Here is a 22,092-nt window from a genome sequence, read left to right as displayed (position 1 = left end):
GTCGCTTACCGGACCCGGCGTCCGCCGCTACCGGCGTCCGTCGTCACGCACCGGCCTCGGCGGCCGGCTTGGCCGCGCGCTCCTGGCGTTCGACGGCCGCCTTCACCAGGCCGGCGAAGAGCGGGTGCGGACGCGTGGGGCGCGAGCGCAGCTCCGGGTGGGCCTGGGTGGCGACCAGGTAGGGGTGCACCTCGCGGGGGTACTCGACGTACTCGACGAGCTTGCCGTCCGGGGAGGTGCCGGAGAACAGGATCCCGGCCTTCTTCTCCAGGTCCGCGCGGTAGGCGTTGTTCACCTCGTAGCGGTGGCGGTGGCGCTCCTCGATGTACTCCTTGCCGTCGTACACCTCGCGCGCGATGGAGCCCTCGGCCAGCTTGGCCGGGTACATGCCAAGCCGCATGGTGCCGCCCATGTCGCCCTCACCGGCGACGATGTCGAGCTGCTCGGCCATGGTGGAGATCACCGGGTGGCCGGTGGCCGCGTCGAACTCGGTGGAGTTGGCGTCCGGGATGTCCGCGAGGTTGCGGGCGGCCTCGATGACGATGCACTGCAGGCCCAGGCAGATGCCGAGCAGCGGCACCTTGTTCTCGCGGGCGTACCGGATGGCGCCGACCTTGCCGTCGACACCGCGCTCGCCGAAGCCGCCCGGGATGAGGATCGCGTCGACGTCGCCGAGCTGCTTCTCGGCGCCCGCCGGGGTCTTGCAGTCGTCGGAGGTGACCCACTTGACCTTGACACGGGCCTTGTTCGCGAAGCCGCCGGCGCGCATGGCCTCGGTCACCGACAGATAGGCGTCGGGCAGGTCGATGTACTTGCCGACCAGCGCGACGGTGACCTCATGCCTCGGGTTGTGCACGCGGTCGAGCAGGTCGTCCCACTGGGTCCAGTCGACGTCCCGGAAGGGCAGGTCGAGCTTGCGCACGACGTAGGCGTCCAGGCCCTCGGTGTGCAGCACCTTCGGGATGTCGTAGATCGACTTGGCGTCGATGGCGGCGACCACGGCGGCCTCGTCGACGTCGCACATCAGCGAGATCTTGCGCTTGATGGCGGTCGGGACGTCGCGGTCGGCGCGCAGCACGATGGCGTCCGGCTGGATGCCGATGTTGCGCAGGGCGGCCACCGAGTGCTGGGTGGGCTTGGTCTTCAGCTCGCCGGAGGGGCCGATGTAGGGCAGCAGCGAGATGTGCACCACGAAGACGTTGTCGCGGCCGACCTCGTGGCGGACCTGGCGGACCGTCTCCAGGAACGGCAGCGACTCGATGTCGCCGACCGTGCCGCCGACCTCGGTGATGACGACGTCGACGTCGTCGGTCGCCATGCGGCGGATGCGGTGCTTGATCTCGTTGGTGATGTGCGGGATGACCTGCACGGTGTCGCCGAGGTACTCGCCGCGGCGCTCCTTGGCGATGACCTGGCTGTAGACCTGGCCGGTGGTCACGTTCGCCGAGCCGTCGAGGTCGACGTCGAGGAAGCGCTCGTAGTGGCCGATGTCCAGGTCGGTCTCGGCGCCGTCGTTGGTGACGAACACCTCACCGTGCTGGAAGGGGTTCATCGTGCCCGGGTCGACGTTCAGGTACGGGTCGAGCTTCTGCATCGTGACGCGCAGGCCACGCGCCTTGAGGAGCGCACCCAGGCTGGAGGCAGTCAGACCCTTGCCGAGGGAGGAGGCGACACCCCCGGTGACGAAGATGTGCTTGGTCGTCCTGGATTTGGGCTGCATGGCCAAGAGGGGGCTCCCGTGGTCGCGGTCTGGAGGTGCGTACCGGCGGCCTCACCGGGGATTCTGGGGGAGGCGCCGTCGCTGCGGTTCGGGGGTTCTATGACCACCGGCTCACGGGCTACCAGGGTATCAGCGACAGAACGGACCCGCTTCCGGGCGACGCCGCCGCCGGCGGGGGGCCACGCTCCGCCACCGGGCACCCACCCCACCGTCACCGGCACACACCCCGCCGTCACAGGATCCGCACACCCGCGCTCCCCCCGCGGGACCCTCGCATACCATCGGACACGACCTCCCACCTGCCGCTCACCCGTTCGGCGGCGCCTCGTTGCCGGGAGGGGCGCGCAGATCATCGACCTGCGTCGTATCCTGCTCGGACACTCGCTGCCGAGCCCCATCCGGCACACGGCACCACCCCGCCTTGCACCCGGAACAAGCGCTCGGCAACGATCACTTGACCGCTGATTAAGTAAGTAAGCGCCCCGCGGGGCGAACGTGGCCGTTCGACTGGAGATGCACGTGGCCGGGCGCATCGAGGACTACGCACTCATCGGAGACATGCAGACCGCTGCCCTGGTCTGCCGGGACGGCACAGTCGACTGGCTGTGCCTGCCCCGCTTCGACTCCCACGCCGTTTTCGCCGGCCTGTTGGGCACCGAGGAGCACGGCTTCTGGCGCCTCGGGCCCGCGTACGACCCCAAGGGGCAGCCCCCGACGGCTGCCCGCCGCACCTACCGCGGCGACTCCCTGGTGCTCGAATCGGAGTGGGACACCCCACGCGGCACCGTCCGCGTGATCGATTTCATGCCGCCGCGCGACAACGACGCCCCGCAGCTGGTGCGGATCGTCGAGGGCGTCAGCGGCCGGGTGCCGATGCGCTCGACGCTGCGGATGCGCTTCAGCTACGGGCGCGTGGTGCCCTGGGTGCACAAGGTGGACGGGCGCACGGTGGCCGTGGCGGGCCCCGACTCCGTGTGGCTGGACACCGAGGCCGAGACCTTCGGCAAGGACCTCACCACGTACTCGGACTTCACCGTCGCCCCGGGTGAGCGGATCGCGTTCACCATCTCGTGGCAGCCCTCGCACAAGCAGCAGCCGCCCCTGCCGGAGCCCGAGGTGGCGCTGACCGCCACCGAGGACTTCTGGCGCGACTGGGTCGAGCACTGCACGTACCACGGGCCCTACCGCGAGGCCGTGGTCCGCTCCCTGATCACCCTGAAGGCGCTCACGTACGCGCCGACCGGCGGCATCGTCGCCGCGCCCACCACCTCGCTGCCCGAGGACATCGGGGGCTCGCGCAACTGGGACTACCGCTTCACCTGGCTGCGGGACGCGGCGATCACGCTGTCGTCGCTGCTGCGCACCGGCTACCGCGAGGAGGCCCGCGCCTGGCGCGAGTGGCTGCTGCGGGCGGTGGCGGGCGACCCGGAGAACCTCCAGATCATGTACGGCATCGCGGGCGAGCGCGAGCTGGGCGAGACCGAGCTGGACTGGCTGCCCGGGTACGAGGGCTCCCAGCCGGTCCGGGCGGGCAACGGCGCGGCCCACCAGCTCCAGCTGGACGTGTACGGCGAGGTCACCGAGGCGCTGCACCTGGCGCACATGACGGGCCTGGCCCGCAACGACTACGCCTCGCTGCTCCAGCTCAAGCTGATCCGCTACCTGGAGGACCACTGGGACGAGCCGGACGAGGGCATCTGGGAGGTGCGCGGCCCGCGCCGCCACTTCGTGCACTCCAAGGTGATGGCCTGGGTCGCCGTCGACCGGACCATCAAGCTCCTGGAGTCCGGGGAGGCGGACGGCCCGCTGGAGAAGTGGCGCGAGCTGCGCGACGACATCCACCGGGACGTGTGTGAGAAGGGTTACGACCCGGAGCGCAACACCTTCACGCAGTCCTACGGCTCCAAGGAACTGGACGCCTCGCTGCTGCTGATCCCGCAGATGGGCTTCCTGCCGCCCGACGACAAGCGCGTGATCGGCACGATCGAGGCGATCCAGCGGGAGCTGTCCACGCCGGACGGCTTCATCCTGCGCTACCCGACGTCCGGCGACGACGAGAACCTGGACGGCCTGGAGGGCGACGAGGGCGCGTTCCTCGCGTGCTCGTTCTGGCTCGCCGACGACCTGGCGATGATCGGCCGGGTGGACGAGGCGCGCAAGCTCTTCGAGAAGCTGCTGGCCCTCCGCAACGACCTGGGACTGCTCGCCGAGGAGTGGGACTCCGCCGCGCAGCGCCAGGTCGGCAACTTCCCGCAGGCGTTCAGCCACGTGCCGCTGATCGACACGGCCCTGCGGCTGACCGCCTCGGGGGCGTACGGGGGTTAGCCCTCCCCTGCCGTGACATACGCCACAAGCGGCAGCGAAGTATGCGATTTTCCGCGCCGGGGCGACGAGTTGCGCCCCGGCGCGGCCCGCCGCCCCCCGCCTGGGCCCATCGGAGATGTTCCGGCGGCGCGCGCCCCGGTAGCGTCCGCGCCATGGACAGTCAGGGCACTCGGGGCGGCATCACCGTGCAGCGCGCGCTGGAACTTCCGGGACTGCGCGGCGGCCTCCCCGAGGTCGTCGCGGGCGCGGACCGGCTGCAGCGGACGGTGCGGTGGGTGCACGCGGGCGAGGTGCCCAACATCGCCTCGCTGCTCAAGGGCGGCGAGCTGCTGCTCACCACGGGGCTCGGGCTCGGGGCCCGCCCGGCCGAGCAGCGGGCCTTCGTGCGCAAGCTCGCCGAGCGGGGCATCGCGGCGCTGGTGGTCGAGCTGGGGCCGCGCTTCGCCCGGCTGCCCGCGGCGATCGTGGAGACGGCGCGGGCCGCCGGTCTCCCGCTGGTGCAGCTGCACCGGGAGGTGCCGTTCGTGACGGTCACCGAAGAGGTGCACACGGAGATCGTCAACGGCCACTACGCGCTCCTCCAGCGGGCCGAGGAGGTGCACAGGCGGTGCACGGAGGCGCTGCTGGGCGGCGGCGGTGTGCCGCAGGTCCTCGGCATCCTCGCCGAGTTCAGCGGCAACCCGGTGTTCCTGGAGACGGCGGACGGGCAGCTCCTGTACGCCGCCGGGGCGGGCACCGAGTGCGCGGACCCGCTCCAGGTGTGGGAGGGGCTGCGGGGCCGGAGCGTCGACCGGGACGGTCCGCCGGCCGGCGCGGTCCTCGTCGACGTGCCCGGGGGCGGGCCGGGCGCGGGCTCGGTGCGGGCCCGTCTGGTGCTGCTCGCGGTGGAGGCGGCGCCGCTGCCGGTGCACCGCATCGCGGCGGAGCGGGCGGCGAGCAGCCTCGCGGTGGTGCTGATGCAGGCCCGGCAGGAAGAAGAGCTGGCGGCGCGCGGCCGCGGTGACTTCCTCACCGACCTCGCGGAGGGGCGCATCAAGGCCGACGACGCCCCGGCGCAGGCCCGCGTCCTCGGCTTCCGGCCGGGCCCGGCGGGCAGCCCGCTGCTCCCGGTGGTGATGCGGCTCGCGGACGGACTGCCGACCGGCGGCGGCTGGGCGGTGCTGGCGCGGGCGGTCGCGGAGGAGCTGGCGTCGGTGGGCGTGCCGGTGCTGCTCGGTGTGCGTCCTGTCGAGGGCCGGGTGCCCCTGCTGCTCGGTCTGCGGTCGGAGTCGGAGCGCACGGCGGTGGCCGACCGGGTCGCGGCCGCGCTGCGGGCCGGCGTGGAGCGGGCCGGGATGCAGCGGCCCGGGGCTCAGCCGCCGGTCGTCGTGGTCGGCGTCGCGGGCGGCTGGGCGGCGGCCTCGGCGGGGCTGCGGCACGCGGCGGAGACGGCGACGGCCGCGCAGGGCCTGACCGACCGGCCCTGGTACGACGCGCGGCGCCTGGACATCGACCTGCTGCTGTGGCGGCTCCGCGACCATCCCGACCTCGCGGCGTTCGTGGACCGGGCGATCGGCCCGCTGCGCACCCACGACCAGCGTTCGAAGCCGCCGCTGCTGCCCACCCTCCAGACGTATCTGGCGCACGCGGGCCGCAAGGCGGAGACGGCGCGCGAGCTGCATCTGAACCGGCAGACCCTGTACAACCGCCTCGCCCGGATCAGCGAGCTGCTCGGCACGGACCTCGACGACCCGCAGACGGTCCTGGCGCTGAGCCTGGCGCTGCGGGCCCGCCGTCATGTGACGTAGGGCCGTGCGCGCCGGGCCTCAGGTGTAGGGCACGGGCTGGGTCAACTCGTCGTAGACGCTGAGGACTTGGTTGACGGTGTCGTCCTCGGTCGGCCAGCCGGCCGCCTGGGCCGTGCCCCTGTCCCGCAGTTCCGCCCTGCGCGCCGGGTCCGCGAGCAGGCGTACGACGGCGGTGGCGAAGGCCTCGGCGTCCTGGTGGGGGACGAGTTCGGCGCCGTCGCCGACCAGTTCGGGGATGCCGTCGACCGCTGCCGCGACCAGCGGCACGCGCGCGTGGAGGGCTTCCTGGGCGAGGACGGAGCGGGACCGCGGGCTGCCGGGCAGCACCGCGATGTCGGCGGCGGCGAGCAGGTCCGGCACGTCGTCGCGCCGCCCGACCAGCCGGACGGGGAGCCGCTCGTCCTCGATGCGGCGCTGGAGGGCGCTGCGCTCGGGGCCCTCCCCGGCGACGACGAGGAGCGGCGGCGGGTCCAGGTGCCGCCAGGCGCGGGTGGCGTCGAGGAGTATGCCGTAGCCGCGGTCCCGTTCCAGGGCGCCGACGGCCAGCACCAACGGGCGGTCCACCGCGCCCAGTTCGGCACGGGCCTTGTGGAAAAGGCGGTCCGGCTCCTCCTCGTGGGCGGCGGGCGGGGCGGCGGGGGCGGGCGCCGGCAGCGCGACGGCGGCGAGGCGGGCGTCCCTCGCGCCTCTGGCTCGGGCCCGGTCGACGAGGTCGGACGAGGCGGCGAGGACCACGGCGGCCGCCTTGGCCACGCGCCGCTCCAGCATCCGCAGGAGGCGGGCGCGGGCGCCGGCCGCCGGCCCGTGGCCGTGCCAGGTGACGACGAGCGGCGTGCGGCGCCCGGTCAGCGCCAGGGCGGCACGGAAGGCGGCGTGCAGCCCGTGCGCGTGCACGAGGTCGGCGTCGGCGCAGGCCACGCGGAGGGCGGCCACGGAGGCGGGGTCCCCGCTGCGCGGCACGTGGACGTGGCGGGCGCCCGCGCCGGGGAAGTCGTAGGCACGGGCGGCCTCCTCGGGGGCGCACACCGTGACCCGTACGCCCCGGGCGGCGAGGCCCGCGGCCAGCGATCTGACGTGCGCGCAGCTGCCCGCGCCGGCGCCGCCGAGTACGTGAACGGTGTGCAGCGGCGTCCGCCCGTGCGGTGTCTGTCCGTGCGGCGAATGGCTGCTCACGTGGCTCACGCGGCCGGGGCTCCTGACTCTGCGTCGGGCGGGGCGGTGCTTGGGCGTTGCGCCAAGGATGCCAGCCGGGGTGGCCGTTGCGGCACTGCCGAAAGGTCACTGCCGTGTCCGGTGGGACAACTCCCGGAACGCAATCACCCACACGGGTGAGGGGATGTGCCCCGCCAAGGGCGCGGGGAACTGCCCGCTGGCCCGGGAAAAGCCGCGGACGCGTCTGCCGTGTCACCGAGCAGACGCGTCCGCGGGTGTCCGGTGGCTGCCCGCACACCTTGGCGGGGTCCGACCGGAGGGGCCTTAGCCGTCCCCCCTGGCGGTGGCCAGGAGTTCCTCCGCGTGGGCCCGTGCCGTCTCCGAGTCCTCCTGGCCCGCCAGCATCCGCGAGAGCTCCCGCACCCGGGCCTCGCCCTCCAGGACCTGGACCCCGGAGCGCGTCACCATGCCGTCGTTCGTCTTCTCGACCAGCAGCTGCCGGTCGGCGAACGCGGCGACCTGCGGCAGATGCGTGACGACCACGACCTGCGCCGACTTGGCCAGCCGCGCGAGGCGCCGGCCGATCTCGACCGCGGCCTTGCCGCCGACGCCCGCGTCGACCTCGTCGAAGAGGTAGGTGGGGACCGGGTCCGTGCCCGCGAAGACCACCTCGACGGCGAGCATCACGCGCGACAGCTCACCGCCCGAGGCGCCCTTGGCGATGGGCCGGGCGGGCGCTCCGGGGTGCGGCGCGAGGAGGAGCTCCACCTCGTCGACGCCCGCCGGGCCGTAGGCGACCGTGCGGCCGTCGACCACGACGCCGTCGGCCCCCTCGGGCACCTCCGTGCTGCTGACGGCGATCGACACGCGCGCGTGGGGCATCGCCAGCGAGGCGAGCTCCTCGGTGACGGCCGCCGCGAACCGCGAGGCGGCCTCCTGGCGCGCGTCGGTCAAGGCCTGCGCGAGCCCCGCCAGTTCGACCCGCAGCGCGTCCCGCTCGGCGATCAGCTCGTCCAGCCGGTCGTCGTCGCCCTCCAGCTCGGTCAGGCGCGCCGCGCCCTCCTCGGCCCAGGCGAGCACGGCGTCGATGTCGGCGCCGTACTTCCGGGTGAGCTGGGTCAGCGCCGCCCGCCGCTCCTCGACCGCGGCCAGCCGCAACGGATCGGCGTCGAGGTCGTCGGCGTATCCGGCGAGCTCGCCCGCCACATCGCTCAGCAGGATCCCGATCTCCCCGAGGCGCTCCGCGAGCGCGGACAGGGCGGGGTCGTGCGCGCGTACCGCCTCCAGGGCCCTGGAGGCACCCGCGACGAGCGTGGCGGCGTCGACGACCTCCGGGTCCTCGGGGTTGCCCGCGAGGGCGGCGTGCGCGGACGTGGCGGCGGAGGCGAGGGCCTCGGCGTGCCCGAGCCGCTCGGCCTCGGCGGCGAGTTCGGTGTCCTCGCCGGCCCGCGGTTCGACGCCCCCGATCTCTTCGAGGCCGAAGCGCAGCAGATCCGCTTCCTGGGCACGCTCCCGCGCGCGCGTGGTGATCTCCTCGACCTCGGTGGTGACGGCCCGCAGCCTGCGGTAGGCGGCCGTGTACTTGGCGAGCGGCACGGCGACCGCGTCGCCCGCGTACCGGTCGAGGGCGCCGCGCTGCCTGGCGGGCTTCAGCAGGCCCTGCTGGTCGGTCTGGCCGTGCACGGCGACCAGGTCGTCGGCGAGTTCGGCGAGCACGCCCACCGGGACCGAGCGTCCGCCGAGGTGCGCCCGGGAGCGCCCTTCCGCCGAGACGGTACGGCTGACCAGCAGCGCCCCGTCGTCCAGCTCGGCACCGGCCTCCTCCGCGCGCACGGCCGCAGGCGAGTCGGCGGGCACAGCGATGCGGCCCTCCACCACCGCCGACTTCGCGCCGATCCGCACCAGGGCGGGGTCCGCGCGCCCGCCGAGCAGCAGGCCAAGGCTCGTGACCACCATCGTCTTGCCCGCGCCGGTCTCACCCGTCACGGCGGTGAACCCTGGCGACAGCTCGACGACCGCGTCGTCGATGACTCCGAGCGACCGTATCCGCATCTCCTCCAACACGGACAAGACCTTACGAGGTCAGCGGCCCGGTCTGCGACGGACCCTGGGCTCCGGGCGCGAAGGCGCAGGTGGCGGCGGCGCCATTGTGCCCGCTGTCACTCGCGGGAGTGGGCGCGAAACCCCTCGGGAGCGGGCGCGAAGCCTCGCGGGGCGGGGTGGGGTTATCCCCCGTACGATCCACCGGCCCGCCGCATGGTGGTGGGCGGTCCCCCGGCGAGACCATGATCGACATGGCGACAGGACTGGCACTGGCGGCGCTGCGCGCGCACCGCCCGGCGTTCGTGGGCACCGCGGTGGCGGCCCTCTTCGCGGCGACGGTGGTGAGCGCGTCCACGATGATGCTCGGCACGACCGGCGCCGGCGGCACCAGCGGGCTCCCGGCCCCGGCGCGGCGGCAGATCAGGGAGAGCGGCGTGGGCGACATGGCGATCGTCCTGCTGATCGGCTCCGTCTACATGTCGATCTTCGTGGTCGTCTCGACCATGGGCACCGCCGTCGCGCAGCAGCACCGCGAGTTGGCGATGGTGCGCTCGATCGGCGCCAGGCCCCGTCAGATCCGCCGCGCGGTGGCCGTCCAGGCCCTGGCCGCGTCCGTCCCCGCCGCGCTCCTCGGCTTCGCCCTCGGTGGTGTCGGCGCCCGCTGGTGGCACGCCGGCATGGTCGCCCATGGGCTGCTCCCCGCCGAGGCCGTGTTCCGGTTCGGCTGGGTCGCGCTGCCGGTGTGCGTCGGGGTGGCGGTGGTGACGACGACGCTCGCGGCCCTCCTGTCGGCGCTGCGCTTCTCCCTGCTCCGGCCGGCCCGCGCGCTGTCGGAGGCGTCGACCGGCCGGCGCGGGCTCGGCGTGCCGCGGGCGCTGCTCGGGGTGCTCGCGGTCGTGGGGGCGTGCTTCGTGTCGGTGCTCCTGTCGAAGCGGCCCGCGGCCGAGGCGGGCGAGGGCGCCTTCCTCGTGCTCATCCTGTTCTGCGTGGGCGCCGGGCTGCTGGGGCCGCGCCTCATCGGCCCTGCGGCGTGGGCGGTGTCGGCGCTGGTCGGCCGGTTCGGCCCGAGCGCCCGCCTGGCGATGCTCAACGTCCGCTCGCAGCCCCGCCGTTTCTCCGCCGCGGTGGTCCCCCTCACCCTGGTCGTCGGCTTCGGCCTCACCAAGATCGGCATGCGTACGACCGCCCGGCACCGCACGGGTTCGGCGGGCGGCGCGGGCGAGGTCTGGCTGGACTACGTCGGCACGGGGCTCTACGCCGGCTTCGCCGCCATCGCCGCGGTGAACACCCTCGCCATGATCTCCTTCGAGCGCCGCCGCGACGTGGCACTGCTGCGGGTGGTCGGCAGCCGGCGCGCCCAGGTGCGGGCCATGGCGGCCTGGGAGGCCGGGGTCGTCGCCGCCACCGCGCTGCTGCTCGGCGGCGCTATCGCGCTCGGCACGCTGGCCCCGATGCTCAGCACGGCGTTCGGCTCGGCCCTGCCGTATCTGCCGTGGGCCGTCCCCGTCGGCATCGCGGCGGGCACGCTGCTGCTGACCCTGCTCGCCACCGGCCTGCCGGTGCACGCCGTCATGCGCCGACGGGCGATATCGGTGGTCGGCGGGACGTGAGGGAGCCGTCGCGGAGCTAGGGCGTGTGGTGAAAGCAGCGTCGTCCGCCCGCAGGGCGGGCCAGGCGTCGCCGGGCAGACGGGACTTTCACCACACGCCACACGCCCTAGTGCGGCGCCCCCCGCCAACCCGACACGGGCAGGGCGAACTTGGCGACGAGCCGGTCGGTGAACGAGGCTTGGTGCAGCCGCGCGAGCCGCACCGGCACCGCGCCCCGGCGCACCTCCACCCGCGCCCCGGAGGGCAGTTCGACGGTCCGTCGCCCGTCGCACCACAGCACCCCGTGCGGCGTGTGCGGCTGGACCTCGACGGCGAGCACCGAGTCCGGGGAGGTCACCAGCGGCTTGGCGAACAGGGCGTGGGCGCTGATCGGCACCATGAGCAGCGCCTCCACCTCCGGCCACACCACGGGCCCGCCCGCGGAGAACGCGTACGCCGTCGAACCGGTCGGGGTCGCGCAGACGATGCCGTCGCAGCCGAAGCCGGTGACCGGCCGGCCGTCGATCTCCAGGACGACCTCCAGCATCCGCTCGGGCGACACCTTCTGGACGGCGGCTTCGTTCAGCGCCCAGTCGCGGTGCACGACGTCGCCGTTGCGGTGCACGATGACGTCGATCGTCATGCGCTCCTCGACCTCGTACGACTTGGACACCACCCGGTCGACGACCTTGTCCAGGTCGTCGCGCTCGGCCTCGGCGAGGAAGCCCACGCGCCCGAGGTTCACCCCGAGCATGGGCACTCCGGAGGCCCGCGCGAAGTCGGCGCCGCGCAGCAGCGTGCCGTCGCCTCCGAGGACGACGATCAGCTCGCAGTCGTCGATGCAGTCGGCGGTGGCCTCCCGCACCGTCTCGACGGCGGAGGGCAGTGGCAGGTCGGCGGCCTCGGCCTCCAGGACGCGTACGCCGATGCCGCTGCGCAGCAGCCCTTGGACGACGAGTTCGGCACTGCGGATGGCCGCGGGCCGTCCGGTGTGCGCGAGCAGGAAAACGGTACGCGCATCGGTCTGGGTCACTCGGGTCTGGGTCAACGGGGCCCCTCCGCCACGGCACGGTCAACGTCCGCCGGGTCCAGCTCGTCGGCCCCGGCGCGCAGCCACAGAAAGTACTCGACATTCCCCGAGGGCCCCGGCAGCGGGCTCGCGGTCACCCCGCGCACCCCGAGGCCGAGCCCCCACGCCTGGCGTGCGACGCCGCGCACGGCGTCGGCCCGCAGTTCGGCGCTGCGCACCACACCACCGCTGCCGAGCCGCTCCTTGCCCACCTCGAACTGCGGCTTCACCATGAGCACCAGGTCCGCGTCGGGGGCCGCGCACCGCACGAGGGCGGGCAGCACCAGGCCGAGCGGGATGAAGGAAAGGTCGCCGACGACGATGTCGACGGGCACGCCGTCGATCGCTTCGAGCGTCAACTCGCGTACGTTCGTCCGGTCCTTCACGGTGACCCGGTCATCGCTCTGCAGCGACCAGGCGAGCTGGCCGTAGCCGACGTCGACGGCGACGACGTGCGCGGCGCCGGCGCGCAGCAGGACGTCCGTGAAGCCACCGGTGGACGCGCCCGCGTCCAGCGCGCGCCGCCCCTCGACGACGAGCCCCTGCGGCCCGAAGGCGGCGAGGGCACCCGCGAGTTTGTGGCCGCCGCGTGAGACGTAGTCGGGGTCGCTGTCGTCCTGCGTGACCACGATGGGGGCGGCCGTCTCCACCTGGGTCGCGGCCTTGGTCGCGACGGTCTTGCCGACCGAGACCCGGCCTGCGGCGATCAGCTGGCTCGCGTGCTCGCGCGAGCGCGCGAGCTTCCGGCGGACGAGCTCGGCGTCGAGGCGGCGTCGTGCCACTCCTGCCACGTTCGGTTCAGCTCCTGTCAGACGAGGGTGACGGCTTGCCGGTGGGGGCCGGTGGGCCGGGGCGCGCGTCGAGCGCGGTCAGCGCGTCGCGCAAACCCTGGTGTACATCCTCGTACACCTCGATGTGGCCGTCGGTGGCGAGGTGGTCCGCGTCCCCGAGCCGGGCCAGGAGCGGGTCCACGTCGGCGTTGCCGGTGGGGGTGCGCTCGACGCCGAGAGGCGCGGGGGCGGCGGGGTCGTACGACGGTTCGTCCGGAACCCGAGGGTCCGGCTCCACCGCCTCCCCTGCTCCGGGGCCCGCGTGAGAGTCGCTCATGCCACGACGCTACCCCGAAGGGCTGCGGTACCGTCGATCACGATGGCGACCATGGCGGAGTGCCGCGCGGCACTCGACAGACTCTCGGACACTCTCGCGTCCGCCGACGGCGACGTGCGCGGCGCCGCTGCCCTGAACCGCTCGCTGAGCTGCCGCGTCACCGACCTCGACGTCACCTTCGTGGGCCGGCTCGAGAACGGCCGGATCACGGTGCTCGACAGCCACCCCGGCCCGCCCCGCGACAAGGCGGAGATCCGCCTTTCGATGACCGGGGACGACCTGGTGGCGCTGGTGGCCGGCGAGCTGAACTTCGCGAAGGCCTGGGCCGGTGGCCGGGTCAGGCTGGAGGCGGGCTTCCGGGACCTGCTCAGGCTCAGATCGTTGCTGTAGCCGGCGTGCGCCGTCCCGCGCGGGCGGCCGGGATCACCAGCGGCGTCCCGCTCTCCGGGTCCTCGATGATCCGACACTTGATGCCGAACGTCTGCTCGACCAACTCGGCGGTGACGATGTCCGACGGCGCGCCCTCGGCGAGCACCGCGCCGTCACGCAGGGCGATGAGGTGCGTGGCGTAGCGCGCCGCGTGGTTGAGGTCGTGCAGGACGGCGACGAGGGTGCGGCCCTGCTTCTCATGGAGTTCGGCGCACAGGTCGAGGACGTCGAGCTGGTGCTGGATGTCGAGGAACGTCGTCGGCTCGTCGAGGAGCAGCAGCGGGGTCTGCTGGGCGAGCGCCATCGCGATCCACACGCGCTGGCGCTGCCCGCCGGACAGCTCGTCCACGTAGCGGTCGGCGAGTTCGCGTACGCCCGTGGCCTCCATCGACTCCGCCACGATCCGCTCGTCCTCCGGCGACCACTGGCGCAGGAGTCCCTGGTGGGGATAACGGCCGCGCGCGACGAGGTCGCCGACGGTGATGCCGTCGGGCGCGATGGACGACTGCGGCAGCAGGCCGAGGGTCTTGGCGACCTTCTTCGCGGGCATCGAGTGGATGGTGTTCCCGTCGAGCAGCACGCGTCCGGCGGAGGGCTTGAGCATCCGGGACAGGGCGCGCAGGAGCGTGGACTTGCCGCAGGCGTTGGGGCCCACGATCACGGTGAAGGAGTGGTCGGGGATCTCGACGGACAGCTTCTCCGCGATGACGCGCTGGTCGTAGCCGAGGGTGACGTCGTCGGCGATGAGCCGGTTCACAGCAGCACGCTCCTGGTCGGGGGGTGGTACGCAGTCGTGGGCAACAGAAGGTCGCGGCGGGGTCTCATATCCGGCCCGCCTTGCGCTGGGTGACGAGCAGCCACAGCAGGTAGACGCCGCCGAGGACGCCGGTGACGACGCCGACGGGCAGCTGGTCCGCGCCGAAGGCCCGCTGCGAGGCCAGGTCCGCGACGACCAGGAGAGCGGCGCCCATGAACATCGACGGCATGAGGTTCGGTCCCGGCGAGCGCGTCAGGCGCCGGGCCAGCTGGGGCGCGGTGAGGGCGACGAAGCTGACCGGCCCGGCGGCGGCGGTCGCGGCCGCGGTGAGCAGCACGGAGGCGGTGAGCAGCACGGCACGGGTGCGTTCGACGGGTACGCCGAGCGCGCCGGCGACGTCGTCACCCATCTCCAGCATCCGCAGCGGGCGCCCGTACACCAGGACGAGCGGCACGAGGGCGGCGCAGAGCACGAGCAGCGGCCAGACCTGCTGCCAGTCGCGGCCGTTGAGGGAGCCGGTCATCCAGACCACGGCGCGGGCGGCGTCGACGAAGTCCGCCTTGGTCAGCAGATAGCCGTTGACGGCCGTGATGAAGGCGGAGACGCCGATGCCGACGAGCACGAGCCGGTAGCCGTGCACCCCGCGCTTCCAGGCGAGCAGATAGATGGCGACGCCGGTGACGAGGCCGCCGACGAGCGCGCCGCCCGCGACCTCGACCGCGCTGCCCTTGAAGAGGACGATCATGGTGAGCGCCCCGGCGGTCGCCCCCTGACCCAGGCCGAGCACGTCCGGACTGCCCAGCGGGTTGCGGGCGATGGACTGGAAGAGCGCGCCGCCGAGCCCGAGGGCGGCGCCCACCAGGAGCCCGACGAGGACCCGCGGGAGCCGCAGGTCGTTGACGATGAACTCCTGCCCCGCGTCGCCGTTCCCGAGCAGTGTGCGGATGACGTCGGCGGCCGGGATCGCGAAGTCGCCGGTGCCGATCAGGACGACGCTCGCGGTGAGCGCGGCGACCAGGAGCAGGGCGCAGACCACGGCCGTGCGGACGTCGAGGCGCACGGAGAGGCCGCCGTTGGTGCGTATCGCCTTCACAGCTGGGCCACCTTCCGCCGCCGTACGAGAAAGATGAAGACGGGCGCGCCGATGACCGCGGTCACGATGCCCACCTGGAGTTCCGAGGGCCGCGCCACGACCCGCCCGACGACGTCCGCGCCGAGCAGCAGCACCGGCGAGAGGACGGCCGCGTACGGCAGGATCCAGCGCATGTCGGGGCCGGTGAAGGAGCGCACGATGTGCGGCACCATCAGGCCGACGAACATGATGGGCCCGCAGGCGGCGGTCGCGGCCCCGCACAGCAGCGTCGCCGCCGCCATCGACAGGGCGCGGGTGCGCGTGAGGTGGGCGCCGAGCGCGCGGGCGGTGTCGTCGCCCATGGCCATGGCGTTGAGCGGCCGGGCGAGGCCGAGGGCGAGCACGGTGCCGACCGCGAGGAAGGGCAGCACCTGCTGGATGGTGTCCATGGTGGCGGAGGCCAGCGACCCGACCGTCCAGAACCGCATCTTGTTGAGCGCGGCCCCGTCCATGATCATGACGGCCTGGAGATAGCCGTAGAGCGCGGCGCTGATCGCGGTGCCGGCGAGCGCGAGCCGCACGGGTGTCGCGCCGCGCGCGCCGCCGAGGACGTAGAGCAGGACGCCGACGAGCGACGCCCCGAGGAAGGCGAACCACACATAGCCGCTCAGCGAGGTGACGCCGAAGAAGCTGATCGCGCTGACGACCGCCGACGACGCGCCGAGGTTGATGCCGAGCAGTCCGGGGTCGGCCAGCGGGTTGCGGGTGAGCGCCTGCAGCACGGCGCCGGAGAGTCCGAGCGCGACACCGGCGAGCAGCCCGAGCAGGCTGCGCGACAACCGCTCGCCGACGACGACGTCGCCGTACGTCCCCGAGTCGTGGAACAGCCCGTGCCAGACCTGGTCCAGGGGCATGGATTTGGCGCCGACCGCGATGCTCGTCAGAAAGACGAGCAGGAGGACGGCCACCGAGACGAGCAGCCCGACGCTGCGCAGTGTGCGGTGTTTCGGCGGCGCGGGAGCGGTCTCCGCGCGGGGTTCTGGGGGACTGTCGACCAACACCAGGTTAGGTTAGCCTACCCTCGCACTGGACTTCGACGAGAGAAGCGCCACCATGTCCACCAGCCCCTCCCCCTCGCCGACCCGCCGCCGCGGCGGTGACGTCGAAGCGGCTCAGGCCGTGACCGACTCCCCCTACCGGTACTTCGACGTCGAGGTCCTGCGCACCGAACACCTCACCCCCGCCATGATCCGCGTGGTTCTCGGCGGCCCGGATCTCGCGCGGATGGCCTCGGCCGGCCGGGACCAGCGCATCAAGATCTTCCTGCCGCAGCCGGGCCAGGACGCCCCGGTCATGCCGGACACCTCCGGCGGCGACCCGGTCCAGTGGTACGCGGCGTGGTGCGCCCTCGACCCGTCGGTGCGGGGCATCATGCGGACGTACACGACCCGCGACCTGCGCCGCGACACAGGCGAGTTGGTCGTCGACTTCGCCGTGCACCGCGCCGAGCCCTCGCCCGCCGACGGCCCGGCCACCGCTTGGGCGCGGACGGCACGGCCCGGGGCCCGCATCGGCGTGCTCGCCCCGACCGACGCGGAGAACGCCGCCTACGACTTCCGGCCGCCGCATGACACCGACTGGCTGCTGCTCACCGCCGACGAATCGGCGCTCCCGGCCGTCGCGGGCATCCTCGAGACACTCCCGGCCGGGCTGCCGGCGCGCGTGTGGATCGAGGTCCACGACCTCGCCGAACAGCAGCCCCTGCCCACCCGGGCCGACGCCGAGATCCACTGGCTCACCCGGGAGGGCGCCACCACGGACGCGGTCCGCGGCGCGGACCTCCCCGAGGGCACGCCCTACGCCTGGATCGCCGGCGAGTCCGCGACCGTCAAGGCCGTACGCCGTCACCTCGTCGGCGAACGCGGTTTCGACCGCAAGCGGGTGGCGTTCTCCGGCTACTGGCGCAAGGACACGACCACGGACGAGCTGATCGCCCGCGACGAGGCCCCGTAAGGACCCCGGAGACCCTAAGCCCCCGTCGTCACAGGCCCAGCCGCGCCAGGGCCTTGCTGCCGTCCGCCTCGCAGGCGCCGTCCCCCGCCTGCGTCCAGGCGGCCGCGCACAGGGCCCGCAGACCGTCCATGGGCTCGCCCTCGCCGTCCAGCGTCAGCTCGCCGCCGCGCACCGACGCCGTCCACCCGCCGCAGCCGAAACCACCCTCGTCCGAGGAGACTTCGGGCTGCCCGGTGAGCATCCCGCGCAGATCGGCGTCCACGTACGTCGGCCGGTGCTCCGGCCGGGCGGCGAGCAGCTGCGCGCCGTCCGTGACGCCCGTGAGCACCAGCAGGGAGTCCACCTCGCCGTGGAAGGCCCCCTCGATGTCCGTGTCCAGCCGGTCGCCCACGACCAGCGGCCGCTTCGCCCCCGTGCGCAGGATCGTCTCCCGGTGCATCGGCGGCAGCGGCTTGCCCGCCACCTGCGGCTCGGCGCCCGTGGCGATGCGGACGACCTCGACCGCCGCGCCGTTGCCGGGCGCGATGCCCCGCGCGCTCGGGATCGTCAGGTCGGTGTTCGACGCGAACCACGGCAGACCGGCCGCGATCGCGTAACTGGCCTCGGCGAAACGCCCCCACGCCAGGTCGGGCCCGCCGTAGCCCTGCACGACCGCCACCGGATCGTCGTCCGCCGACTCGACCGGCCGCAGCCCCCGCTCCCGCAGCGCGACCCGCAGCCCCTCGCCGCCGATCACCAACACCCGCGCGCCCTCGGGCACTTGCTCGCTCACCAGCCGGGCGACGGCCTGCGCCGAGGTGATGACGTCCGACGCCCCGGTCGCGATGCCCAGCTCCGTCAGGTGCTCCGCCACCGCGTCCGGCGTACGCAGCGCGTTGTTCGTGACGTACGCGAGGTGCATCCCGCCCTCGCGCGCGCTGCCGAGGGACTCGACGGCGTGGGCGATGGCATGACCGCCCGCGTACACCACCCCGTCCAGGTCGAGCAGCGCCGTGTCATAGGCCTCGCTCAGCGCCCGGCTGCTGCCGTCGGGCCGTGTCCTTACGCCCCCGCCCGCGCCCGGGCCTGCACTCTGGCTCATTACACATCGCTCCTCGCTCGATACCACTCCCCCGATCATCGCTCATGCCACTGACACACATACGATGCCCCAATGAACACAGCGGGTCACACGGACGCAGCGGGCCTCGACCTGATCCCGTTCCGGGGCGTGCGCTACGTCCCCGAACAGGTCGGCAGTCTGGCCGCGGTGACCTCACCCCCGTACGACGTGGTCGTGCGCCCCGACGGCCTGCTCCACCTGGAGTCCGCCGACCCGCACAACATCGTCCGGCTGATCCTCCCGCAGGCCACCACACCGGCGGCCCGCAACCAGCAGGCGGCGGACACCCTGCGCGGCTGGCTCGACGAGGGCATCCTCGCGCCCGACGACGAGCCGAGCCTGTACGTGTACGAACAGCGGGACGGCGAGATCCTCCAGCGCGGCCTCATCGGCGCGCTCCGCCTCTCCGAGGCCGCGGACGGCGTCGTCCTCCCCCACGAGGACGTCATGCCCCACGTCGTCGAGGACCGCGCCGCCCTCATGCGGGCGACCCGCGCCAACCTCGAACCGCTCCTGCTGACCTACCGCAGCGACAGCGGCGACGGGGCCACCGGCGCGATAGCGGCCATCGAACGCACGGCCGAGCGCGAGCCGCTCCTCGCGACGACCACCGAGGACGGATTCCGGCACCGCCTGTGGTCCGTCACGGATCCCGCGGAGATCGCCGAGATCCAGTCAGATCTGGCCTCCCACCAGGCGCTCATCGCCGACGGGCATCACCGCTGGGCGACCAATCTGCGGCTGCGGGCCGAGCACCCCTCGCCCAGCGCTTGGGACTACGGCCTGGTCCTCCTCGTGGACACCGCCCGCTATCCCCTGCGCGTCCGTGCCATCCACCGCTACCTCCACCGGCTGCCGGTGCCCGAGGCCCTGGCCGCGCTCGGGGACTCCTTCCGCGTGCGCACCGTCGAGGGCTCCCTCGACCAGGCGCTCGACGCCCTGTCGCGGGCCGCCGCCAAGGGGAACGCCTTCGTCCTCGCGGGCGACGGCGCCTTCCACCTCGTCGACAGCCCGTCCCCGGAGCTCCTGGACCGTACGATCCCCGGCGACTATCCGCAGGCCTGGCGCACCCTGGACGCGACGGTCCTGCACGCCACTTTGCTGGACCACGTCTGGCGGATCCCGGACGCCCCCGAGCACATCGCCTATATCCATGACACCGCGGCGACCGTCGAGAAGGCCGAGCGCGACGGCGGGACGGCGGTCCTCATGCACCCGGTGCGCGAGGAGGTCGTCCGCGAGCTGGCCCGTCAGGGCGTCACGATGCCCCGCAAGTCCACGTCGTTCGGCCCGAAACCGGCCACGGGCCTGGTCCTGCGCGCCCTCGCCTTCTGACTCCGGTTCCGACTCCGGCTCCGACTCCGGCTCCGGCTCCGGCTCCGGGCATACGAAAACGGGCGGGACCCCCCTTGGGGAGTCCCGCCCGTCTGCGTTTCAGTCACCGGTCAGGGCGGCGCGGACCTCAGTCCTCGTCGTCCGCCGGCTCTTCCCTGGCCACGGGAGCGTCGTCGTGGGTCTCGTCGTCACCGAGAGCGTCCACGAACTCGACGCCGTCCAGCTCGGCGAGGCGGTCCGACGCGTCGGTGCTGCCGTCCTTGTCGGACTCGATGACCTTCGCGAACCACTCCCGCGCCTCGTCCTCGCGGCCGGCGGCCAGCAGTGCGTCGGCGTACGCGTAGCGCAGCCGCGCGGTCCAGGGCTGCACGGAGTTCGAGGCCAGCTCGGGGCTCTGCAGGGTGACGATGGCCGCGTCGATCTGGTCCATGTCACGGCGGGCCCCGGCGGCGACGAGCCGCATCTCGACCTGTCCCGCCTTGTCGAGCTTGTGCACCTCGGGCGCGCCGGCCATCTCCAGCGCCTTCTCGGGCCGGCCCAGCCCGCGCTCGCAGTCCGCCATGACGGGCCACAGCTCGACGCTGCCGGTCATCCGGCGCGCGGCCCGGAACTCCGCGAGCGCCTCGCTGTACTTCTGGTTCGCGTACGCGGCGAAGCCGGCGGCCTCGCGCACGGCCGCGACCCGGGAGGCCAGCCGCAGGGCGATCTTGGAGTAGGCGTACGCCTGCTCGGGCTCCTCGTCGATGAGCTTGGCGACCATCACCAGGTTTCTGGCGACGTCCTCGGCAAGGCCCTTCGGGAGGCTCTGCAGCTCCTGCTGGACGTCCTTGTCGATCTCGTGCCCGGTGACGTCGTCGGGGATGGGCAGCCGCCTGATGGGCTCGCGATCACGGTCGCGGTCGTCACGCCCGCCGCGGTACCCGCCGCGGTCGCCGTCCCGACGGTCGTCGCGGCGGTCATCCCGGCGGTCGTCCCGCCCGTGGAAGCCGCCCGGGCGTCCGCCGCCACGGTTGTCGTCCCGCCGCGGCGCACGGTCGTCGCGGCCGCGGAAACCGCCGCCGCCCCGGTTGTCGTCCCTGCGGAAGCCACCGCCACGGGTGTCGTCGCGACGGTCGTCACGGCGGTCGTCACGGCGGAAGGCCGGACGGTCGCCGCCGCGGTCGTTGTCCCGACGGTCATCACGGCGGTCGTCGCGACGGAAGGCCGGACGGTCACCGTCACGCCGGTCGTCACGGCGGAAGGCGGGACGGTCGCCGTCACGGCGGAAGCCACCACCGCCACGGTTGTCGCCACCACGGGTGTCGTCGCGACGGTTGTCATCGCGGCGGGGCCCGCTGGGCCGGTCGTCGCGCCGGAAGGCCGGACGGTCACCGTCGCGGCGGAAGCCACCGCCGCCACGGTTGTCGTCCCGGCGGTCATCGCGCCGGGGCCCACTCGTCGGCCGGTCGTCACGGCGGAACGGCGGACGCCCTCCGCTGTCACGCTCGTCACGGCCGCGGTAGCCGCCGCCACGGTTGTCGTCGCGACGGTCATCGCGACGGAAGCCACCGCGGTCGCCGCCACGGTCGTTGTCCCGACGGTCATCACGGCGGTCATCGCGACGGAAGGCGGGACGGTCACCGTCACGGCGGAAGCCACCGCCACGGTTGTCGCCACCACGGTTGTCGTCGCGGCGGGGGCCGCTGGGCCGCTCGTCGCGGCCACGGAAGCCGCCGCCACGGTTGTCGCCGCCACGATTGTCGTCCCGGCGGAAACCACCCCGGTCGGGGCGCTCCCCAGCACGGCTGTCGTCACGCCGGTCGTCGCGACGGAAGGCGGGACGGTCGCCGTCACGCCGCTCGTCACGGCGGAAGCCACCGCCACCACCACGGTTGTCGTCGCGACGGGGCCCGCTGGGCCGCTCGTCGCGGCGGAAGGGCGGACGCGCGCCACGATCCCGGTCGCCCTCACGGCGATCGTCACGCCGGTCGTCGCGGCCACGGAAGCCACCGCCGCCACGGTTGTCGTCGCGACGGTCATCGCGGCGGAAGCCACCACGGTCGCCACCGCGGTCGTCCCGCCGTGGAGCCCCGCGGTATCCGCCCGGGTCGCCACCGTCCCGGCCGCGCTGGTCGCGCCCCGGTCGCTCGTCGGGAGAGTTGGTGGACATCGGTGACTCCTAGTCTTCGGTACCGCAGTCATTCTCGCGCAGCCGGGGTGCCGGCGCGCTTCGACAAAACAAAAGGACCCCTGGTCCCAGCGTTGGACGCTGGGACCAGGGGTCCTCCAAAGATTGTTCGGCGGCGTCCTACTCTCCCACAGGGTCCCCCCTGCAGTACCATCGGCGCTTTGAGGCTTAGCTTCCGGGTTCGGAATGTAACCGGGCGTTTCCCTCACGCTATGACCACCGAAACCCTATGAAATATCCTACGAAGACGCAGGATCTCAAACAGGGCAGCGAACAAGCACACTTTTCAATTTAGATAGTGACGCTGTTCAGCCGACACAACTGTTCGTTGTTTCAGAACCAACACAGTGGACGCGAGCAACTGAGGACAAGCCCTCGGCCTATTAGTACCAGTCACCTCCACCCGTTACCGGGCTTCCAGATCT

Annotated in this window: 17 protein-coding genes, 1 rRNA gene and 1 pseudogene; 6 read left to right on the top strand and 13 right to left on the bottom strand. The window is 73.3% G+C overall.

The features are described 5' to 3' along the window. Positions 1 to 43: 43 nt before the first annotated feature. Positions 44 to 1,720, bottom strand: coding sequence for a CTP synthase (locus ABZ385_RS32530; RefSeq protein WP_358587762.1), 1,677 nt, complete (start codon positions 1,718 to 1,720; stop codon positions 44 to 46). 495 nt (positions 1,721 to 2,215) lie between these two features. Between ABZ385_RS32530 and ABZ385_RS32525 the strand changes: the two genes are divergently transcribed. Both ABZ385_RS32525 and ABZ385_RS32520 read left to right on the top strand, forming a co-directional pair. Next, the gene (locus ABZ385_RS32525) at positions 2,216 to 4,045 is read left to right on the top strand and encodes a glycoside hydrolase family 15 protein (protein ID WP_358587765.1); all 1,830 of its coding nucleotides are present in this window, start codon (positions 2,216 to 2,218) and stop codon (positions 4,043 to 4,045) included. A 152-nt stretch (positions 4,046 to 4,197) separates the two neighbouring features. Next, positions 4,198 to 5,832, top strand: a complete 1,635-nt coding sequence (locus ABZ385_RS32520) for a PucR family transcriptional regulator (RefSeq protein WP_358914129.1) — start codon at positions 4,198 to 4,200, stop codon at positions 5,830 to 5,832. Between the two features lie 18 nt (positions 5,833 to 5,850). Here ABZ385_RS32520 and ABZ385_RS32515 read toward each other — a convergent pair whose 3' ends face one another. Both ABZ385_RS32515 and recN read right to left on the bottom strand, forming a co-directional pair. Continuing rightward, positions 5,851 to 7,014 (bottom strand): glycosyltransferase family 4 protein, encoded by a 1,164-nt coding sequence (locus tag ABZ385_RS32515; RefSeq protein WP_358914128.1) that lies wholly within the window; start codon positions 7,012 to 7,014, stop codon positions 5,851 to 5,853. A gap of 294 nt (positions 7,015 to 7,308) precedes the next feature. Continuing rightward, positions 7,309 to 9,036, bottom strand: a complete 1,728-nt coding sequence (recN, locus tag ABZ385_RS32510; RefSeq protein ID WP_358914134.1) for a DNA repair protein RecN — start codon at positions 9,034 to 9,036, stop codon at positions 7,309 to 7,311. Between the two features lie 242 nt (positions 9,037 to 9,278). On the opposite strand from recN, the gene ABZ385_RS32505 reads away from it, so the two are divergent. Further along, a complete protein-coding gene (locus ABZ385_RS32505) occupies positions 9,279 to 10,637 on the top strand; it encodes an FtsX-like permease family protein (RefSeq protein ID WP_358914127.1) in 1,359 nt (452 codons plus the stop codon). A gap of 106 nt (positions 10,638 to 10,743) precedes the next feature. Here the strand turns inward: ABZ385_RS32505 and ABZ385_RS32500 are convergent, their stop codons facing one another. From ABZ385_RS32500 to ABZ385_RS32490, 3 genes are read right to left on the bottom strand one after another with little or no spacing between them, the layout of a single operon-like run. Further along, entirely contained in the window at positions 10,744 to 11,649 is a 906-nt protein-coding gene (locus ABZ385_RS32500) for an NAD kinase (protein WP_358914126.1), read from the bottom strand. Positions 11,650 to 11,660: 11 nt separating this feature from the next. After that, on the bottom strand, positions 11,661 to 12,476 hold the full coding sequence (locus tag ABZ385_RS32495) for a TlyA family RNA methyltransferase (protein WP_358588221.1): 816 nt from the start codon (positions 12,474 to 12,476) through the stop codon (positions 11,661 to 11,663). Positions 12,477 to 12,483: 7 nt separating this feature from the next. Continuing rightward, the gene (locus tag ABZ385_RS32490; RefSeq protein ID WP_358588224.1) at positions 12,484 to 12,792 is read right to left on the bottom strand and encodes a hypothetical protein; all 309 of its coding nucleotides are present in this window, start codon (positions 12,790 to 12,792) and stop codon (positions 12,484 to 12,486) included. 42 nt (positions 12,793 to 12,834) lie between these two features. Here ABZ385_RS32490 and ABZ385_RS32485 point away from each other — a divergent pair, with 42 nt between their 5' ends. After that, the gene (locus ABZ385_RS32485; RefSeq protein ID WP_358914125.1) at positions 12,835 to 13,182 is read left to right on the top strand and encodes an alkyl sulfatase C-terminal domain-containing protein; all 348 of its coding nucleotides are present in this window, start codon (positions 12,835 to 12,837) and stop codon (positions 13,180 to 13,182) included. On the opposite strand, the gene ABZ385_RS32480 is transcribed toward ABZ385_RS32485, so the two are convergent. The 3 genes from ABZ385_RS32480 to ABZ385_RS32470 all read right to left on the bottom strand — a co-directional run bounded on the left by ABZ385_RS32480 (position 13,166) and on the right by ABZ385_RS32470 (position 16,111). Continuing rightward, positions 13,166 to 13,978 (bottom strand): ABC transporter ATP-binding protein, encoded by an 813-nt coding sequence (locus tag ABZ385_RS32480; RefSeq protein WP_358588228.1) that lies wholly within the window; start codon positions 13,976 to 13,978, stop codon positions 13,166 to 13,168. The two genes, ABZ385_RS32485 and ABZ385_RS32480, sit on opposite strands and share 17 nt — an antisense overlap. Before the next feature lie 64 nt (positions 13,979 to 14,042). After that, positions 14,043 to 15,071 carry an iron chelate uptake ABC transporter family permease subunit gene (locus tag ABZ385_RS32475; RefSeq protein ID WP_358699367.1) on the bottom strand — a complete coding sequence of 343 codons (1,029 nt, stop codon included), beginning with the start codon at positions 15,069 to 15,071 and terminating at the stop codon, positions 14,043 to 14,045. Continuing rightward, entirely contained in the window at positions 15,068 to 16,111 is a 1,044-nt protein-coding gene (locus ABZ385_RS32470) for an iron chelate uptake ABC transporter family permease subunit (RefSeq protein ID WP_358588233.1), read from the bottom strand. Before ABZ385_RS32470 ends, ABZ385_RS32475 begins: the two co-directional genes overlap by 4 nt. Before the next feature lie 52 nt (positions 16,112 to 16,163). On the opposite strand from ABZ385_RS32470, the gene ABZ385_RS32465 reads away from it, so the two are divergent. Beyond that, the gene (locus tag ABZ385_RS32465; RefSeq protein WP_358588236.1) at positions 16,164 to 17,063 is read left to right on the top strand and encodes a siderophore-interacting protein; all 900 of its coding nucleotides are present in this window, start codon (positions 16,164 to 16,166) and stop codon (positions 17,061 to 17,063) included. A gap of 28 nt (positions 17,064 to 17,091) precedes the next feature. Here ABZ385_RS32465 and ABZ385_RS32460 read toward each other — a convergent pair whose 3' ends face one another. Next, positions 17,092 to 18,144 (bottom strand): HAD hydrolase-like protein, encoded by a 1,053-nt coding sequence (locus ABZ385_RS32460; protein WP_358914124.1) that lies wholly within the window; start codon positions 18,142 to 18,144, stop codon positions 17,092 to 17,094. A 72-nt stretch (positions 18,145 to 18,216) separates the two neighbouring features. Between ABZ385_RS32460 and ABZ385_RS32455 the strand changes: the two genes are divergently transcribed. Continuing rightward, the gene (locus ABZ385_RS32455; protein WP_358588241.1) at positions 18,217 to 19,500 is read left to right on the top strand and encodes a DUF1015 domain-containing protein; all 1,284 of its coding nucleotides are present in this window, start codon (positions 18,217 to 18,219) and stop codon (positions 19,498 to 19,500) included. A gap of 127 nt (positions 19,501 to 19,627) precedes the next feature. Here ABZ385_RS32455 and ABZ385_RS32450 read toward each other — a convergent pair whose 3' ends face one another. The 3 genes and pseudogenes from ABZ385_RS32450 to rrf all read right to left on the bottom strand — a co-directional run bounded on the left by ABZ385_RS32450 (position 19,628) and on the right by rrf (position 21,891). Further along, positions 19,628 to 20,368 (bottom strand): hypothetical protein, encoded by a 741-nt coding sequence (locus ABZ385_RS32450; RefSeq protein ID WP_358588247.1) that lies wholly within the window; start codon positions 20,366 to 20,368, stop codon positions 19,628 to 19,630. 351 nt (positions 20,369 to 20,719) lie between these two features. Then, positions 20,720 to 21,649 (bottom strand): annotated as a pseudogene (locus tag ABZ385_RS32445) (hypothetical protein); the annotation flags it as partial. Between the two features lie 125 nt (positions 21,650 to 21,774). After that, positions 21,775 to 21,891: ribosomal RNA gene (gene rrf, locus ABZ385_RS32440) — 5S ribosomal RNA — on the bottom strand. Positions 21,892 to 22,092: the final 201 nt, after the last annotated feature.

Origin of the sequence: Streptomyces sp. NPDC005898 (genome assembly GCF_040629635.1) — a bacterium.
Lineage (GTDB): Bacteria > Actinomycetota > Actinomycetes > Streptomycetales > Streptomycetaceae > Streptomyces.
The sequence above is the reverse complement of the archived record's forward strand: the minus strand, read 5'-3'. Positions and strand labels throughout refer to the sequence as shown.

Coding starts and splice junctions, on each gene's coding strand:
- ABZ385_RS32530 (WP_358587762.1), bottom strand. CDS start 1,720: ATGCAGCCCAAATCCAGGACGACCAAGCACATCTTCGTCACCGGGGGT.
- ABZ385_RS32520 (WP_358914129.1), top strand. CDS start 4,198: ATGGACAGTCAGGGCACTCGGGGCGGCATCACCGTGCAGCGCGCGCTG.
- recN (WP_358914134.1), bottom strand. CDS start 9,036: ATGCGGATACGGTCGCTCGGAGTCATCGACGACGCGGTCGTCGAGCTG.
- ABZ385_RS32505 (WP_358914127.1), top strand. CDS start 9,279: ATGGCGACAGGACTGGCACTGGCGGCGCTGCGCGCGCACCGCCCGGCG.
- ABZ385_RS32490 (WP_358588224.1), bottom strand. CDS start 12,792: ATGAGCGACTCTCACGCGGGCCCCGGAGCAGGGGAGGCGGTGGAGCCG.
- ABZ385_RS32485 (WP_358914125.1), top strand. CDS start 12,835: ATGGCGACCATGGCGGAGTGCCGCGCGGCACTCGACAGACTCTCGGAC.
- ABZ385_RS32465 (WP_358588236.1), top strand. CDS start 16,164: ATGTCCACCAGCCCCTCCCCCTCGCCGACCCGCCGCCGCGGCGGTGAC.
- ABZ385_RS32460 (WP_358914124.1), bottom strand. CDS start 18,144: ATGAGCCAGAGTGCAGGCCCGGGCGCGGGCGGGGGCGTAAGGACACGG.
- ABZ385_RS32455 (WP_358588241.1), top strand. CDS start 18,217: ATGAACACAGCGGGTCACACGGACGCAGCGGGCCTCGACCTGATCCCG.